The 16,837-nt window shown below is 63.4% G+C and carries 17 protein-coding genes and 1 tRNA gene; 13 read left to right on the top strand and 5 right to left on the bottom strand.

Features of this window, described 5'->3' with window-relative positions; all coding sequences use genetic code 11:
• Positions 1-136 precede the first annotated feature (136 nt).
• Positions 137-1,381 (top strand): tyrosine-type recombinase/integrase, encoded by a 1,245-nt coding sequence (locus tag CE453_RS15920; protein ID WP_157733063.1) that lies wholly within the window; start codon positions 137-139, stop codon positions 1,379-1,381.
• 22 nt (positions 1,382-1,403) lie between these two features.
• Here the strand turns inward: CE453_RS15920 and CE453_RS15915 are convergent, their stop codons facing one another.
• From CE453_RS15915 to CE453_RS15905, 3 genes are read right to left on the bottom strand one after another with little or no spacing between them, the layout of a single operon-like run.
• Positions 1,404-2,402 carry an adenylate/guanylate cyclase domain-containing protein gene (locus CE453_RS15915; RefSeq protein ID WP_089175477.1) on the bottom strand — a complete coding sequence of 333 codons (999 nt, stop codon included), beginning with the start codon at positions 2,400-2,402 and terminating at the stop codon, positions 1,404-1,406.
• Positions 2,399-2,968, bottom strand: coding sequence for a Pycsar system effector family protein (locus tag CE453_RS15910; RefSeq protein ID WP_089175476.1), 570 nt, complete (start codon positions 2,966-2,968; stop codon positions 2,399-2,401). Before CE453_RS15910 ends, CE453_RS15915 begins: the two co-directional genes overlap by 4 nt.
• Positions 2,969-2,984: 16 nt before the next feature.
• Positions 2,985-3,608 (bottom strand): BRO-N domain-containing protein, encoded by a 624-nt coding sequence (locus CE453_RS15905; RefSeq protein WP_089175475.1) that lies wholly within the window; start codon positions 3,606-3,608, stop codon positions 2,985-2,987.
• A gap of 174 nt (positions 3,609-3,782) precedes the next feature.
• Between CE453_RS15905 and CE453_RS15900 the strand changes: the two genes are divergently transcribed.
• The 10 genes from CE453_RS15900 (at position 3,783) to CE453_RS15850 (ending at position 12,976) form a co-directional block, all read left to right on the top strand.
• Positions 3,783-4,406: a recombinase family protein gene (locus tag CE453_RS15900; RefSeq protein WP_089175474.1), complete on the top strand. Its 624-nt coding sequence runs from the start codon at positions 3,783-3,785 to the stop codon at positions 4,404-4,406.
• 123 nt (positions 4,407-4,529) lie between these two features.
• A complete protein-coding gene (locus CE453_RS15895) occupies positions 4,530-4,841 on the top strand; it encodes a MarR family transcriptional regulator (RefSeq protein WP_157733061.1) in 312 nt (103 codons plus the stop codon).
• A gap of 306 nt (positions 4,842-5,147) precedes the next feature.
• Positions 5,148-5,471: a hypothetical protein gene (locus CE453_RS15890; protein WP_089175472.1), complete on the top strand. Its 324-nt coding sequence runs from the start codon at positions 5,148-5,150 to the stop codon at positions 5,469-5,471.
• Between the two features lie 101 nt (positions 5,472-5,572).
• Complete coding sequence (locus CE453_RS15885) at positions 5,573-5,938, top strand: hypothetical protein (protein WP_089175471.1); 366 nt, start codon at positions 5,573-5,575, stop codon at positions 5,936-5,938.
• 985 nt (positions 5,939-6,923) lie between these two features.
• A complete protein-coding gene (locus CE453_RS28640; protein WP_157733060.1) occupies positions 6,924-7,076 on the top strand; it encodes a hypothetical protein in 153 nt (50 codons plus the stop codon).
• 120 nt (positions 7,077-7,196) lie between these two features.
• A complete protein-coding gene (locus CE453_RS15875) occupies positions 7,197-7,550 on the top strand; it encodes a hypothetical protein (protein WP_089175469.1) in 354 nt (117 codons plus the stop codon).
• A gap of 102 nt (positions 7,551-7,652) precedes the next feature.
• Complete coding sequence (locus CE453_RS15870; RefSeq protein WP_089175468.1) at positions 7,653-7,928, top strand: hypothetical protein; 276 nt, start codon at positions 7,653-7,655, stop codon at positions 7,926-7,928.
• Between the two features lie 34 nt (positions 7,929-7,962).
• The gene (locus tag CE453_RS15860) at positions 7,963-8,946 is read left to right on the top strand and encodes a hypothetical protein (RefSeq protein ID WP_157733059.1); all 984 of its coding nucleotides are present in this window, start codon (positions 7,963-7,965) and stop codon (positions 8,944-8,946) included.
• A gap of 102 nt (positions 8,947-9,048) precedes the next feature.
• Positions 9,049-9,525 (top strand): hypothetical protein, encoded by a 477-nt coding sequence (locus CE453_RS15855; protein ID WP_089175465.1) that lies wholly within the window; start codon positions 9,049-9,051, stop codon positions 9,523-9,525.
• Complete coding sequence (locus CE453_RS15850; protein WP_089177931.1) at positions 9,515-12,976, top strand: class I SAM-dependent DNA methyltransferase; 3,462 nt, start codon at positions 9,515-9,517, stop codon at positions 12,974-12,976. The genes CE453_RS15855 and CE453_RS15850 overlap by 11 nt, the downstream gene beginning before the upstream one ends.
• A gap of 250 nt (positions 12,977-13,226) precedes the next feature.
• On the opposite strand, the gene CE453_RS15845 is transcribed toward CE453_RS15850, so the two are convergent.
• Both CE453_RS15845 and CE453_RS15840 read right to left on the bottom strand, forming a co-directional pair.
• On the bottom strand, positions 13,227-13,787 hold the full coding sequence (locus CE453_RS15845; protein WP_089175464.1) for a hypothetical protein: 561 nt from the start codon (positions 13,785-13,787) through the stop codon (positions 13,227-13,229).
• Between the two features lie 131 nt (positions 13,788-13,918).
• Positions 13,919-14,008, bottom strand: a tRNA-Ser gene (locus CE453_RS15840).
• Between the two features lie 418 nt (positions 14,009-14,426).
• On the opposite strand from CE453_RS15840, the gene CE453_RS29470 reads away from it, so the two are divergent.
• Both CE453_RS29470 and CE453_RS15830 read left to right on the top strand, forming a co-directional pair.
• Positions 14,427-15,557 (top strand): septal ring lytic transglycosylase RlpA family protein, encoded by a 1,131-nt coding sequence (locus tag CE453_RS29470; protein ID WP_282568757.1) that lies wholly within the window; start codon positions 14,427-14,429, stop codon positions 15,555-15,557.
• A gap of 121 nt (positions 15,558-15,678) precedes the next feature.
• The gene (locus tag CE453_RS15830) at positions 15,679-16,836 is read left to right on the top strand and encodes a D-alanyl-D-alanine carboxypeptidase family protein (RefSeq protein WP_248307755.1); all 1,158 of its coding nucleotides are present in this window, start codon (positions 15,679-15,681) and stop codon (positions 16,834-16,836) included.
• Position 16,837: the final 1 nt, after the last annotated feature.

Below are 16,837 nucleotides of genomic sequence, written 5' to 3'. Positions count from 1 at the left end.
TAGGAACCTCGAATGGCACGGCAGTAGCATCCGCGTATCTGTCACTGTGCCGCCCAGCCGGAAGGCCGCTGTGGGAGCCTCGAAGCTCCGCGAAGTCCTGACGACCACCGACCCGCTGGAGGCGGAGCGAGAGAAGGTGGACGTCATCAAGCGCCTTCGGGACCGCATCAAGAACCCGAAGGGCAAGCTCCCGATCATCTTTCAGGACTTCACGCAGGAAGCCATGGACTGGCGCGAGGCTGTCGCCAACGATGACAACGGCGATGCGCTCTATGCCCTCGACGCCCGTTTGGACACCATTAGGCGGGCCTCAGGCCTGCACGCAGCCCAGTCCTTCGCCGCCGTGGCAGCAGGACAGCAGACGCCGCTCAAGCTCGCCCTAGCGCCGTTCTTTCGCGAGAAGCGGTTCGCCAAGGGCTACTCCGACGACATCACCCGCTCGGTGGGATGGCTGGCGGACTGGCTGGAGGCGAAGGGCCAGACCGTGACGGTAGAGGCCGTGACGCGGCGGATAGCTGGCGAGTTCATCCATGAGCGGATGATCGTCACCAACATGCACCCCAAGAGCGCCAACCGGGCCATCTCCTGCCTGACTTCGTACTGGACCTATCTCGGCAAGCGCTGGGGCCAGGCCGATAATCCTTGGACCGGGCAGAGCATCGAGAGGCGCGCCGCGCGGTCTGAGGCTGATCTACAAGAGGGACCGCAGAGCGCAGCTAAGCGACCCTTCACGGACGACGAAGTGAAGACCCTGTTGGCTGGCGTGGGGCGTGGTCCTGTTGTCCTCAAGGGTTCCGTGGCGACCGTGCTGCCTGACTTCTGCCAGATGGCCGCACTGACGGGTATGCGGGTGGACGAGATAGCCGGCCTACGGGTGCGGGACGTGGGCGACAGCGGTTTCGCCATTTCCAAATCGAAAACCACAGCCGGCTTCCTTCGCACCGTGCCCGTCCATCCCGATCTTGCGGGCATCATCGCGACGCGCATCAAGGACAAGAAGCCGGGCGAGTATCTGTTCCATGAGTTGCCCGAGCAGAAGGCCGACTCTAAGCGGGGCCGGGGCGCTCCCGTGTCTCAGGTTTTCACCCGCGAACGCCGCCGCTTGAAGGTGGACGAGAGGCCGTTGCCGGGCCAGAGGCAGAGCAACACCGACTTCCATTCGTTCCGGCGATGGTTCGTCCGCAAGGCCGCCGATGCGCTTGTCAAAGGTGTGCAGGGCTACAGCGTCTGGACGATTGCGGAGGTGGTCGGGCACGCGGTCGAGAATGCGAGCCTAGAGGGCATCAAGCTGCCGCTGGGGCTTACCATGAGCACCTATGCGGGTGCTGCTTCGGAGGATGCCAAAAGGGCCTGTGTGCGGGCCGTGAAGCTGCCGGGTTGACCGCCAATCGAAACGGGCGTGTTCAGGCTTTGAAGTCGGTAAAATGGACGTCGCCGGAGTAGACCCTCCCCTTGTACCCCGGCACCGACAGCTTCACTTCGCGGAACATAGGGCCAGTGACCACAGCGGAAGTGGGTTTTGCAGCCCTGAACCCATCCCACACGATCTCGGTCATAAGGATAGGAGCGGTCTTGGGCACGCTAACCGATTTGAACGGTACGGTGTGCATTGCGCGGAAATTGGGGTCCGGGTAGACCAACTGCCTGCTGACGTGGTCGGTCGTCAGCAGGTCGAGGAAATTGAACGGGTTGATGTCCCGCCACACCCAATTTTGCGAAGGCCCGAGACCAAGCTGGAACGCAGCGCCAAGCGAATTGGCGGCTGGCGCAAACGCAGCCCTTACCATCGGATAGGTGACTGCACTCTCTGGTTTATTAGCAAGATCGGTGAGCTTGCTTGCGACATTCGCGGGACGCCCGAGCCACACCAGATTGCGATAGGCGTGGAGCTCTTCCCCTTTCCGGCGCAGCCCCGTCTTGGTCGCGAGCATGTTGCCTGCGTCGATCCCTATGCCGCACTCGACCTCGTTGTGCTTGAAGTGCTCGTTGATGACGAACTGCGACACAGAATTCATTGAAATGGCGCACTCGACCGCATTCACGAAGGCGTCTTGCTGGTCGAAGATGACCATCACTCGGTCACCGATAATGCCCCTGACGTGGCCCTTGTGATGCCGCGCGCACCGGGTCATGGCCCGAACAAAGGCCGAGTACAGCTTGGCAACGGTCTTTGGTTTATGGCGCAGGTTTAATTCCGTAGACCTGCGGATATCGATATATAATACGCAGGTATTGATGAGCTTGGCACCCTGCCTTTTGGTGTCCAAGTTCGGGAAGGTGATGCTGGCATCCGACGAACGCGGCACCGTGGTAGTGTTGACCACGTCAATTTCGAAGTCGGCCGCGAGGATAGCCGAAACCTCGTCAACGACACCATCACGCAAGTTGGCAATCGACATCATCTTGCTCCGCAAGCGGTCACCAACGACCACAGCGTATTTGCTGATGGGATGGCCAGTATGGCCAGCGCGGCGAGGACCAAGCCTGCACCCGCATTGAAGAACCTCAATTTGCGACGAGTGATCTTGCTGTTGACCGCAATTTGAACTGACAAATCGTCAAGGTAACTTTGTGTGGCCGACTGGTCGTCGGGCGGAAAATACCGTGTCCTAATCCGCTCTTTGTACGCGGCGGGTGCGAATGTCGCTGCGTCTCCGAAATATAGCAGCGATTTGTCCTGCTCAGGGTCGTGGTGAAAACCCGACAAAAGCGTCTTTGGAAGAAAGGAGACGATGCCAACCAATGCGCCGGACACGAACAAGGGGAGAGCAGCGGCTATGGCCCACTTCCAATTGCTAGGTAGCAAGTTCGTGCCGTTCAACAGATTTATCGATGCGAGTATCCAGGCTGAGGCGAAGGTCAGGAGCGCCGCATTCTTCGCCTCCGCGAACTTCAGAAATTCGGTAACGCGCACCAGCGTTGACGTCAGAACCCGTTCGAACGCTTCCTGTTGGTCGTTTTTGGCCATGCTGGCGCCCCCCGCCTCAGATATGCCTTAGGGTCAGCTGGCGCGGTAGGGGGTGAGCGGCGCCAGCCACAGGTATCGCTTGGTTTTGCCGAAAAAATCCGAGAGACGATCGATAAAAGAGCCGGCGCGATTTCCCCCCGTGCCGCCCCTTCCGTGAAACGTTTGGGGGCCACCTTTCGCCCGGCGCTCGGGTGCCGCTGGCGTGCTGCCGCAGGGCGTCCGTGAAGCTGGTCGGAAGGGGCATCGTCTCGCCGGCCCCGAGCTGGTAGCCGCCCGTCTTGCGGATGGACGGAACCACCTCGCCGAAGAGCCAGTCTTGGAACGGCTTGGCGTGCGGCTTATCGGAGCGTCCGATGAGTTTGTAGAGACCCTTCTCGCTAATCAGCAGGTGCTGCCGGCTGTCCCCCTCTGCCCGATATAGGGTGAACTGGTCAGCCCCGATCAGCTTCTTAAGCTGGCCCGTGTGCAGTTCCTCGTAGCCGTCCTTCATCCGCATGTGCGCCCCGAGCACCCGGCAGGCGTCCTGCGCCACGAACCACGGGCTCCCCTCAAGGGTCACGGCGCGGACGCTGTGGCTGCACTGAACGCCCTCGATCAGGGCATTGAAGTTGAAGGTCGAGGTGGTCGGCTTGTCGGTCATGATGGTTCCTTTCATCCGCCACGCTGGCGGGGTCTGGCGTGCTGTGCCTAGTTGCCGGTCATTTTTGTACGCCCGTACAGGACCAGCCCGGAGGAGCCTGAAAAAGACTTATTGACCTATCCTTGGAAGACCGATAGATAACGACCTATCCAAAAAGAACTAAGGACGGCGACCATGTTCATCCGCGCTTATCTCAGGGCATCCACCGCAGAGCAGGACGCTACGCGAGCGCGCCAGCAGGTTGAGGCATTCGCCGCAGAGCGGGGCCTCGCCATCGCCGCCACCTATGTCGAGAACGAGAGCGGGGCTTCCCTCAAGCGCCCGGAGCTGTTCCGTCTGCTAGCCGATAGCAGGCCCGGAGACGTGCTCCTCATCGAGCAGGTGGACCGCTTGTCGCGCCTGAACGCCGAGGACTGGTCCAAGCTCAAGGCAGAGCTGGCAGCCCGTCACGTTCGTGTCGTGGCGCTAGACCTGCCCACGAGCTGGGCCATGGCCGACCCGAAGGCCGACGAGTTCACCGTGCGGATGTTCGATGCCATCAACGCGATGATGCTGGACATGCTCGCCGCCATCGCCCGCAAGGACTACGAGGACCGCCGCCGCAGGCAGGCTCAAGGGCAGGCCAAGGCGAAGGCCGAGGGGAGGTATAAGGGCCGTCCGGTGAATGTAGAGCGCAACGACAACATCGCCTCCTTGCTCAGGGCTGGCATGTCGTGGGCCAGGGTGCAGGCCATCACGGGGTGCAGTCGGGGGCAGGTGGCGAAGATTGCGAAAGAGGTGGCCCAGGTATCGGCGTAGGCCGGTCGAGCCATCAGCACCACGAATCCATCAGGCCGGATCGAGTCACAAAAGTCATTGGACGGCAGGCCCGCATCTTTCCCACAACTGGATTTGACCCGCCTCTGCCTTCAGGACGACGCCTTGCCTACCCCCGCGCTGCACCGAGCCATCCAGTTCCTTGAAGCGCTGCGGGACATCGACGAGGACATGCAGCTCAAGGACGCGCTCGTCCTCCTGCGGGTTGCCAGCAAGCCCAGCATCTACCAGCGAGAGCTGCTCCAGTTCGTCCCCGTGCCCCAGTCCACAACAACCCGGATCGTGGACCGGCTTTCGGATCGCGGCGGGCTGGGGCTGATCAACTCGCGCGAGGACTTCGAGGACCGCAGGACCAAAATCCTGACGCTGACGGCGCGCGGACAGGAGGCCGTGAAGGGGCTGCTGGCGCGGCTGTAGGGCATCGGATCGATTAAGGCCCACCCTAGCAAAAGGGGGCGCGGATCGATTGCCCCCCACCCTAGGAAACAGGCACGCGGCTCCGGCCGGGTATCTTTGTTCTGCCGCATGTGGAGTTGCGCCTCCGCAGCCATCTGGCCCCTGTCGGGGGCGTCGGATCGATTTCCCCTCACCAAGACGCCGTCGATTACCCCTCACCTTCGATAAAGTAGCGCCCGTTTCCGAGCGGGTATCTTTCTTCTGGCGCACATGGAGTTGCGCCTCCCTCAACCGTCCGCTTCAGCGGCGAAACAAACGACCTCAGACATGAACCATATCGAACTCGCAGGGGACGCCTGCGGGAACCCGTTGGTGCGCGTGCAGCTCGCCAAGACGGGGTCTTCCGCCGTCCTTCATCTCACCGACTATGCCCGCGTGCTGACCACCATCGGCACCGCCTCTTGGTTCCTCGACTCGAACGGCCGAGGCAAGACCTACGTCCGCGCTTGGCACCCGGTCCTTCGTCGCAACGTGATGGTCGCCCGGATCGTCCTTGGCGTCGAGAGCGGCAACATCCGGCATCAGGATGGCGACCCGCTCAACCTGCGTCGGGGCAACCTCGTCCGCCCGAAGAGACACCGAACCATTTGAACCTGCGCCCGAGGCCGGGAGAGCCCGTCCCGGTACCCATCAGCGGACAGCCCCACGAACCCGGCTGTACCCAGCTCCAGACTCGAAAGAACGACATCGCAATGACGAACAAGACCCTGCCACCGCCATCAGGCGGAACCGACCACCGGGAAGGCAGCCCGGACTACGCGTGGACCGTGGCGCGGCTCTCCGACCGCTGGCGGGTGATCGAATGTCAACACGGCATTCAGTGGATCATCCAAAAGAGCCATCGCAAGAAGGACGGGGTCCGCTGGGAAGGCGAGCTGCACTGCCGCTCACTCGTCGGGCTGCTGCTGCACGTTGACGAACTGGCCCGACGCGAAGGCCTCGACATACCCCCGGCTGTGCGCCAGCTCCTGACCGCGTTGCCGGATTGGATCGAGACACCCCGGAGCAAGGCTGGCGGGAAGACCGGGAGGAAGGGGCTGGTGGTGGCGGCAGCCTAGCGCCCGCCTCGCGACCACTGAACGAGAGCCTTAACGCAGATCGTTCAGGAGAACCTTCAGGCTTACACCTAGGTGGTTACCTTCACTATCACTCTAACTCACAACCTACCTAACGCCTTACTGAAGCTGAACGTAAGCCTTAGATTAACATACTCATAAGCACGAACTTCCGCGTTTCAAGCGGCGGCCTGAGAATTATTTTCAACGACCAATTCAATGCATGGTCGTACCCGGCGAAGCCGGATTTGGTCTTCTCTCATCGTAGACGTGGGCCACAGCCGCTCAGTGCGCCTTCAGGTACCCATGCAGCGGACAGCCCCACGAACCCGGCTGTACCCGACTCCAGACTCCAGCAATCCGCATCCCACATCGTCAGGAGGACACCATGCCGTGCGCCGTCGCCAGCACATCCGCTCAACACGTCGTCCTCGTCGTCCGGTCAGTCGGCCAAGGCGAGTATTCCGTCGCTCGTGATGGCCAAGTCCTATCTTGGGGCCGTCGCTCCCTCAGCTCGTCGCTCGGCCTACTGCGGCTGGGAGGACTGCCGAAGGATGCCACGCTGGTGGTCTTCAACGCCGACACCGGCATCCAGAGCCAGCCATTCGCGCTCGACCAGACCGCTGCACTCCTCCGAGAGGGGCGCCTTCCCGTGCCCCAATCCAAGCGCGAGCTGGCCAGACGGCGGCGCGAGGAGAGGCTGCGAGGCCTTCAGTTCGTGCCCATCAACCCGTCATCCGCCAAGCCGACCTTGCCGCCGCTCCGCCGATGGTCCGGCGTCTGGATCGACCAGCGCGGAAAGCCAAGGTGCATTCCACGGGTGGGATGATCCCACTGATGTATTGCTATTTCAGAAGGTTAGCTGAGGAATTTGAACCCGACAAGGAGTCGTTTGGCCGCATTGGCGCGGACTCACGCCGCAGCTACTCCGAGCCCCGCAGGCGGCAACCGCCGTGCTGCTTCAGCCTTGCCTAGGACTACCGCCGCCATGGACTTCAACCTGAAATTCGGTCGCATCTTCATCGCCTACGACGCAGGCGGCTTCATCGCCGGCTGTCGGGGGCTCGCTCAAGTCGTCTGGACGCCCATGTTCGGGTGGAAGGCAGACGGGCCGAAGGCTCTGGCTACAGCGCAGACGTGAACCTCACGGCTTCCGAGCCGTCCCAGCACCCGCCTCTAGCCGACCCCCGCCAATCCCGGCTGCGTGCCGCTCTAAATCTCACCACGTCCCAGTCGGGCCTTCATCACGGAACAACTCAAAATGATCCTGCAATTCGACTCTGATTACCGCGTTGCTGACGCTATCGTTGCCCGCTGGCTGGGCATGTCTCGGGCCGCCGATATTCGGAAGACCATCGAGAGGAACCGCGACGAGCTGGAGGACTACGGTCTTCTTGAGCAGGTAGCGGCGCCGCGGGGACGGGGTGGACGGGAGCCGGCGACCTTCTTCCGGCTGAACCCGAACCAAGTTCTCATTCTGGCAGCACTGTCCAAGGCTCGCCACGCGCCGCAGGTGAGGGCTGCGCTGATCCAGAGCATGGAAGCCTCGGAAGCCTTGGAATTGCCGGAGGACGCCGAGGTGAACCCGATTTTTGCGGCACCGCAGCACCCCTAGCTGACGCCCCCGGCTGCGTGCAGCTCCAGTCCCCTTTACGGCCCCGTTCGGATCACCTCCGGGCGGGGCTTTCCTTTTGCCCATCACGAAAGACCCGACACCATGTCACTCGAACACATCCGCGCGTCCCTGACGCCCACCGACCTTGCCACCGCCAACGCGGCTTATGCCGAGGCGATGCGCGCCGTTGCGACCGAGAATGAGGCCCTGTCCAGCATCGGCCAGGACGACCCCAAGCGGCCCGCCATGTCGTCCCACATCCGCGCCGTCGAGGCTCAAGCCGAGGCTGCCTTCGAGAAGGCCGTGGCCGAGCTGATCTATGCCAAGGCCGCAGCCGCCGCCGTTGGTAGCTCCGCTTTCGACTATCTCGCCCGCTGACCCGGCAACGACATCACTCAAGGAACCCCAGACCATGACCGACTTCATTGACGGCGTTGCCGTATTCGAGGCCCGCGAGGCTGCCGTTCGCGCTTCCACCGAGGTAGTCCGCGAACCGGCCCCCCAGCGCAACGCCCTCGGGTGGTCCCCTCGCGTCAGCGTAGGACCGGACACCTCTGCCTTCACCGCCCCCGTTGACCCCGGCCCGGCAATCGACGCCTATCTCGACCGGGACAACCCCGATGTCCTCGCCACTGGTCGCAGCCAGACCGGCAACCCTCGCCATATGTCGGAGCTGACGCCCACGGACCTCGTCACCATCAACGGCACCCCGCTGGAAGTTCGGTCGGCTCTTCGGCTCGGCTACTTGGACGGCGGGCCGGGCAACTACCGGGACACGGGACTGGCCGCGAAGGAGGCGGGCAGGAGCGGGGCTCAGGAGGCGCCGAAGGCCGAGGCGAAGCCGGATTATACTGGCAACGAGACGGCCTTCGATGATCACCGTGCGGAGAACCTGCTGGGCAGCATCGTGGGTGGCACCCATGCCGGCGCCCAGATCAGGGCCATGGTCGATGTCATTGGCAAGGGCGAGGTCTCGGCTGACACCATCCGGGCCATGGCGGACACCACCGGGGTCAGCCCACAGCAGCTTCAGGCAGACCTCGCGCAGGTTCAGGACGCTTTTGCGGGACAGGCTGTTAAGGCCCTCCGTGCGGGTGGCGTGACCGACGCCGACGCCTTCGTGGCATGGGCAGAGCAGCACCATCGCGGCGAGTTCAGGGACGCTATGAGCCAGCATGTGATGGACCGGAACCCGAAGGCCTATGCCAAGCTGGTCGGCAAGTATCTCGCCAGCGGTGACGGCTCGATACCTGACGACATCATGGAAGCGACCTCCAGCTCGGGCGTCCGCGTCCGCAAGGTGGACGGTCAGGTCGTCCTCGATCTGCCCGGCATCGGCACGATGTCCTATGCGGCGGCAGTTCGGCAGGGCGTCGTTCGGCTCTCGCGCGGCTGACCCATCAAGGGTCTGTATCCGATACGGCCCCCTCCGCATCACCTTCAGCAGGCCCTCGGGAGACACCTCTCGGGGGCCTTTCTCATTTGATGGACCCAGATCATGCAACTTCATATCGCCGTGCATCCCACCGGAGAGCTGCGCACGGTCAGCATCACGTCCGCCGACTATGACGCCCTGCTGGCCTTAGGCTACCCCGACGCCACGCACTGGCGCATCGGCAACGCGACCGGGCGGGTCAACATCACCTGCCCATTTACCGGGGAGCACTTCCCTGTTGTGCTGCTGCTGAAGCGGCTTGGCGACGGTGAGATGATCGAGCTGGCGGACGGCGACCCGCTCAACCTGTTTCGGGAGAACCTGCGGCTGGTCTCGGGGACCACTAACGGCACCGTGCGGAACGCTAAGCGCAGCTGGCGCCTCGCATTCGCGGCCCTGTCCTTGTCGGATATAGCGCCTAGTATTGCGGCCTACTATTCGGCAACGCCTCGACCTGTGCTCCTCTGGTTGCTCCGCCACGACGGGATAGCTACGGTTCCGCCGGGGATTGGGGCATCGCATCGCGATCATGGACATTGAGCATTTCATTGCCCGCTGGACCGCCGGTGCGGGTGGGCAGGAGCGGGCGAACTATGCCCTCTTCCTGACCGAGTTGTGCAGCGTCATCGGCGTCCCGTCTCCCGACCCGGCCGGACATGCAACCGAACTCAACGCCTATGTCTTCGAGCGGGCCGTGACCTTCCGCGAGCCGGACGGCTCCACGGCGCGGGGGCGCATCGACCTGTACAAGCGCGGCTGCTTCGTGCTGGAGGCCAAGCAGAGCCGGCTGGAGGGCGGTGCCAAGGAGTTGATGCCTGCGCAGGGCGACCTCCTGCCAGAAGCTCCTGCCTCTCCCAGCCCGCGCGGACGCCGGGGGACCGGCCGCTCATGGGACATCATGATGCAGAACGCCCGGCGCCAGGCGGAGAACTATGCCAAGGCCCTGCCACCAGCGGAAGGTTGGCCGCCCTTCCTGATCGTCTGTGATGTCGGGAATAGCCTCGAATGCTACGCGGACTTCTCCGGGCAGGGGAAGAACTATGCGCAATTCCCGGACCGGCAGGGCTTCCGCGTCACCATGGAGGATTTGCGCAACCCTGCCATCCGCGAACGACTGAAGCTGATCTGGACCGCCCCTCACAGCCTCGATCCGACCAAACGCTCAGCCAAGGTCACGCGCGACATCGCGGTCCGTCTCGCCGCAGTCTCGAAGTTCCTCGAAGAGCGCCGGGTTGCCGATGGCCGCGCCGTTCATGCCCCGGAACAGATTGCGCTCTTCCTCATGCGCTGCCTGTTCACGATGTTCGCCGAAGACGTAGAGCTGATCCCGAAGGATAGCTTCAAGACCATCCTGACGCGGTGCCGGGACAATCCCGACCTCTTCCCCCGCTTGGTCGGGCAGCTCTGGGAAGCCATGGACACGGGCGGCTTCGCGTTTGCTATCGAGGCCACCGTGAAACGGTTCAACGGCTACCTTTTCAAGGACCGGACGGTGCTGCCCCTGCCCAAGGAGGAAATCGGCGAGTTGCTGGAGGCGGCGAAGGCGAACTGGCGCGAGGTCGAACCGGCCATCTTCGGCGCCTTGCTGGAGCAGGCACTGGATCCAGCCGAGCGCCGCAAGCTCGGGGCGCACTACACCCCGCGCGTCTATGTCGAGCGGCTGGTGGTGGCGACGCTTATGGAGCCACTGCGGGAGGAATGGGACCACGTCCGTGCCACGGCCGAGCGCCTGAACGCGGCCGGCAACGCCAAGGGGGCGCTCGCCGAGGTGCAGAAGTTCCACGGCCGGCTCTGCGAGACGCGCGTGATGGACCCGGCCTGCGGCACTGGCAACTTCCTGTACGTCGCCATGGAGATGATGAAGCGGCTCGAAGGCGAGGTGCTCGAGGCCGTGGCGGACCTCGGCGGGCAAGAGACCTTGATGCTCGAAGGTCACACCATCGACCCGCACCAGTTCCTCGGCATGGAGGTGAACCCGAGGGCAGCGGCCATCGCCGAGTTGGTGGTCTGGATCGGCTTCTTGCAATGGCACTTCCGCACCAAGGGCGCAGCGCCGGCTGAGCCCATCCTGAAGGACTTCCGCACCATCAAGGCGATGGACGCCGTGGTGGCCCATGACGGCAAGGAACTGGTAGTCGATGCCAGCGGCAAGCCTGAGACACGCACCGACGCGGAGGGCAATCGCGTTGAGGTTTACAGCTACCGGAACCCGCGCCGCCCGGCTTGGCCGGAGGCGGACTACATCGTCGGGAACCCGCCCTTCGTCGGCGGCAAGGACATCCGTGGACGGATGGGCGAAGGCTATGCCCGCGCGCTGTGGGACGCGCATCCGCACATCAACGAAAGCGCCGACTTCGTCATGTACTGGTGGGACCGGGCAGCGGAGCTGCTGACCCGCAAGGGTTCACGGCTCAGGCGCTGCGGCTTCGTCACCACCAATTCAATCACGCAGGAGTTCTCTCGTCGTGTCATGGCGGCACGGCTGAAGGCGAAGAAACCCGTCTCACTCCTCATGGCCATCTCGGACCATCCGTGGACCAAGGCGACCAAGGACGCCGCTGCGGTCCGCATCGCCATGACTGTGGCTGCGGCCGGGAAGCATGATGGCGTCTTACGGGAGGTCACGCGCGAGGCCGACCTTGGCAGTGACACGCCGGTTGTCGAGTTCGCTGAACAGGGGGGGACCATCAATCCCGACCTGACGGTCGGCGCGGATGTGACGGACGCGAGCCCGCTCCGGGCGAATGACTATGTCTGCTCGCCTGGAGTGAAGCTACACGGCTCGGGCTTCATCGTCACGCCGCAAGAGGCTGCTGCTCTGGGGCTCGGCAAGCGGTCGGGGCTGGAGCAGCACATCCGGCACTATCGCAACGGCCGCGACCTCACCAGCCGGCCTCGTGGTGTGATGGTCATTGACCTTTTCGGCTTGTCGGCAGAAGAGGCCCGTGCCCGCTTCCCGGAGGTCTACCAGCATGTTCTCGCGAAAGTGAAACCGGAACGCGACAAGAACAACCGCGCTTACAGGAAAGAGCAGTGGTGGCTATTTGGCGAAAACAACCCGCAGTTCCGCCGATGCCTTGCGCCTCTCGGTCGCTACGTTGCCACCGTCGAGACGGCTAAGCACCGGGTTTTCCAGTTCCTCGACGCCTCCATCCTTCCCGACAACATGCTCGTCTGCATGGGGTTCGATGACGCTTGGCACCTCGGCGTCCTGTCGTCGCGGGTTCATGTTGTCTGGGCCTTGCGTGCCGGTGGTTGGCTCGGTGTCGGCAACGATCCGCGTTATTCGAAGTCGCGTGTTTTCGATCCCTTTCCCTTCCCGGACGCCCCCGCTGCGCTACAGGAGGACATCCGCGCCGTGGCGGAGGAGCTGGACGCCCATCGCAAGACTAGGCAGGCGGAGCACCCGCATCTGACGCTGACCCAGATGTACAACGTCCTCGAAAAGATGCGGGTAGGCACATCGCTCGATGCCGATGACGAGCGCGTCAACGCCGAAGGGCTCGTGCTGATACTGAAGGAGACGCATGACCGGCTCGATACTCTCGTCTTCGGGGCCTATGGCTGGCCTGCCGATCTGTCGGATGAGGACGTGATTGGCCGCCTCGTCACGCTCAACAAGGCGCGGGCGGCGGAGGAGGGACGCGGCATCGTCCGCTGGCTCCGTCCGGCTTACCAGAAAGCTCGCGCTGGCATCGCCGAGGAAGCCGCGCCGCAGCTTGCGGAGGCGCAGGGCGAGATGCTGCTGGTGGCGGACGCCGGAGCGGAGCAGAAGCCCAGCTTCCCGAGCGACGAAGTCGCCCGGACCGCGGCGGTGATGGCCGCCCTCGCGAGCACCCAGGGCACGGTGGAAGCGAGCGCCGTGGCGGCCGGGTTCCGGCAGGGCAAGCGCATCGAGCCGCACGTCCGCGCGACGCTCACCTCTCTGGTGCGCATGGGCTTCGCCTCGTCTCGGGATGGGCATAGCTACCAGTTGCGCCGGGCGGCTTGAAGCGGCCGCCCTGTCGCGGGACAACTCGCTTTCACAGCGGGACGTCACGAATCTCGCGCGGGCGGTCCCGTGGGGCAACTGGGTGTCGTTCATCCACCTGATGAACACGATGGCGCGAGAGCTGCCTGAGTACGATAAGCGACCACGCCGAGAGGTGCCCGAGCGGGCGTTCTTAGGTGAACCTCAGGGGGAGACTTCGGGCAACCGGGGCCTCCCCTGTTTTTTGGCATTGCTCGGAGTGTCTAGTCAATCAGGCTTCCTTCAGCGCGCCGTGGTAGGCCACGACCAGAAATACAAGCGCGCCGTGGATGATACTGAACCGAAGAAATTGACCGTCCTCTTCGTACATCTTTATCAATTTCGCCTCGTCATACTCTTGAATATAACAAAGCGATTTCAAGAGCTGGGTCTTGTCCTTGCGCGCCTTGATGACCTCAATAAGCGACTTCTGCACTTGAACGATATCGTGGGCGAAACCGTTACGAAGAAGCCTGACGGCGTCGATGAGAGCCATCTCGGTCTTATCGCAGCCGGCCGCATCGAGCAGCGAAAGGAGGGATGTGCGTCCTCGCATAGCCAGCGTGTCGATGAAGGCTTCAATTTTAGCTTGGTCCATGCGCTTGGTGCCGACAAGGTTGGCCTTGACGACCATCCTGACCGCAGCCTCAAGCAGAGCATCAATTTTAAGGATGAACTCCCAATCCGACGGGGCGGTGTAAATGTCGGGTATCGTGCTGTCGGGGATTGCGATGGCCGCTGTGAGCTTTTTCGACTCAGCTACCATCCAGGCGAACTTCTCGCGGTCGTCCACTTCACCTCCCTAAGACGGGTTCAAATCTGGGTCCAAATATGGGTCCAATTTTGGGGGCAATATGGGTCTACCTTGATTTTGCGCTCTCGTAAAACATTGAAATTACAGACTAAATCTAGCGGTGGAGTTTCTGGCGGAAGGGGTGGGATTCGAACCCACGGTGGGCTTGCACCCACGGCGGTTTTCAAGACCGCTGCCTTAAACCACTCGGCCACCCTTCCGTTGGCCCGTTCAATGCCGCCCGCCCACAGATTTTGCAAGGGGCTCGGTGGCGCCGATCTCGCCCTTCACGTCGTGGGTTTTCTGCCGTTTGGACAGCTCCGCTGCGCGCAATCGGCCTTCTACCTGAGCGTGGCGCCGGTGCCACGCCGGTTCGAAAAATTGATCGGGGTGTCGGATCGGGTTGACATGTGTCCGGTTTCCGACACTTTTGTGCCCGCTCCTGGGCAGCGGGATGGCCCCTTGACGGCGGCGCGTAGCGTTTTCGTCGTTTAACGATCCCTTAATGGAATTGGCCGAAAACTCGGCAAGGTTGCGCTCGCGACCTGGCTCGGTGTGAAGTTTTGGCCTGAAAGACGGAATGACGGCATGATTCGAGGCGCTCGCTTTTCGGCCACGGAAACGTCTTCCGCAGATTCCGTGTCGTCGATCGCGCCTTCCAGTCACATTTCCGTCCTGCGGCTCGGCTGCGTAGTTCTCGCCGGACTTCTTGCCGCCAACTGCGCCGGCAATCAGGTCGCCGGTCGCAAATCCAAAGAAATCGGCGCCTTCCCGCAGTGGAAATATGGCACCGCCAGCCCGCGTGTCGTCGCCGATGGCGAGCCGGTGCCGAAGGGCGGCGGGCGTCAGCTCGTTGGCAAGGCTTATTCCGTCGCTGGCAAGCGCTATGTGCCCTTCGAGAAGCCGGTGGGCTTCTCCGCCGTCGGCACGGCCTCCTGGTATGGTGAGGCGTTCCATGGGCGTCGCACTGCTAACGGCGAGGTCTACGACCGCAACAGCATCTCTGCCGCGCATCCGACCATGCCGCTCCCGGCCTATGCGCGTGTCACCAATCTGCTCAACAACCGCTCGATCATCGTGCGCGTCAACGATCGCGGCCCGTTCCATGGCGGCCGCCTGATGGACGTTTCGCAGAAGACCGCCGAGGCCCTGGCCTTCCGTCATCTCGGTACGGCACGCATCAAGATGGAATATCTCGGGCAGGCATCGCTTGCTGGCTCGGACGACAAGCTCCTTCTTGCGACGCTGCGCACCGACGGCTCCGCGGCGCCGATTCCGGGCACGAGCGCACGCACCATGGTTGCCAGCGCAAGCGGCGCTTCGACCTCGCGCACGCCGAGCCCCGATCTCGACATCGAGCCGGCTTCCGAACCTGAAGCGGCTCCTGCCGCACCGGCCCCCGTCAGCCAGCCTGTCGTCCAGGCTTATGCGCCGCCGCAACCGCGCGTGATCGCGCCAAGCGAGCCTGTCGTCGCTACGCTGGCTTCCGCCAGTTCTACGCCCCTCCGCGCGCCCGTTTCGACCCCTGCGGGCACGCCTGTTCACGGCGCTCCGCTGCCGCCAAACCGTCCGTTCGATCTCGACACCATCGCTAACGCCGCAAGGCCGGTCGCGGTTCCAGCCACGCTGCGTACGACGCTGCCGCCGGCCCGCGCCAATGTTGCGAGCCTGTTCGCTGCGCCCGAGAAGAAGCCGATTGAGCGCTTCTCCAGCAAGCATCCGTTGAACCACCTCGCGCCGCAGCCCTTGCAGTCCCTGGCGCGGAATTGACGCTCGACCGGCTTGACCGGAGCCATGGTGCTCTGCTTCTGATCGGAGCATGAGCGCGGCGTTCCATCCGACATCGCAAGGCAGGCCTTCCCGGACGATCGGAAAGCTTGCACGCGGGTTGATGCTGGCTTTTCTGGCTTGTGCCTCGGCTCCCGCAGCGCGCGCACAGAATTTCCAGTCGCCAGCACCCTTCGCCTTCCTGCTCGATTCGGATAGCGGTGCCGTTCTCTACGAGAAGGCGGCCGATGACCCGATGGTGCCGGCCAGCATGGCCAAGATCGCGACGGCGCTCGTCGCTTTCCAGGAAATCGGCGCAGGACGTCTCAATCTCGACAGCGAAATCGGCATTTCCGAGAATGCCTGGCGCAAGGGCGGGGCGCCGGCGCGTGGCACGACCATGTTCGCGGCGGTACGCAGCCGGATCAAACTCTCCGACATTCTGCAAGGGTTGATCGTCCAGGCTGGGAACGACGCGGCGATCGCACTCGCTGAAGCCATCGCCGGCGACGAGGCGACCTTCGCCCGGGTCATGACGGAGCGGGTGAGGGCGCTTGGCCTGACAAAGTCGGTCTTCCGCAACGCGACCGGCATGCCCGATCCGGAACAGCGGGTCACGGCCCGCGAGCTCGCCCTATTGGCGAACCACATCATCAAGACCTATCCCGAGCTCTATAAAATCTTCGGCCAGAAGGAATTCACCTGGAACAAGATCCGCCAGGTGAACCGCAATCCGCTGCTGACGATGGAGATCGGTGCGGACGGACTGCAGACCGGCGATCTGGAGGAATCCGGCTACGGGCTGGTCGGTTCGGCTATCGAGAATGGCCAACGGCTGATCGTTGTCGTCAACGGACTCAAGACGGGGCGGGACCGCGCCGCCGAGGCGCGCAAATTGCTCGAATGGGGTTTTCGTGCCTTCGAGAAGCGTCAGCTCTTTTCCGATGGTGAGGTGGTCGGCGAGGCAAGCGTCTATGGCGGCGAGAAAGGCCGTATCGCCCTGCGCACGAAAGGCGCGGTCAGTCTGCTGCTGCCACGCGGCACCGGCGAGCGTCTTTCCGCCCGGATCGTCTATCAGGGGCCGTTGAGCGTGCCGGTGCGGGAAGGCGCAGCCGTCGCGCAGCTTGTCGTCTCGCGCGGAGAGGTGAAGACGCTGGAGGTCCCGCTCTACGCGGCAGAGACGGTGAAAGCCGGAAGCTTGCAAAGCCGGGCGCTGGATGCCTTGCTCGAGCTGTCGACCGGTTGGGTTCGGCAGGCGCTCGCCCGGGTCACGCGGTCCTGAC

Origin of the sequence: Bosea sp. AS-1 (assembly GCF_002220095.1) — a bacterium.
Lineage (GTDB): Bacteria > Pseudomonadota > Alphaproteobacteria > Rhizobiales > Beijerinckiaceae > Allobosea.
This window is presented reverse-complemented; position numbering and strand designations above follow the sequence as displayed.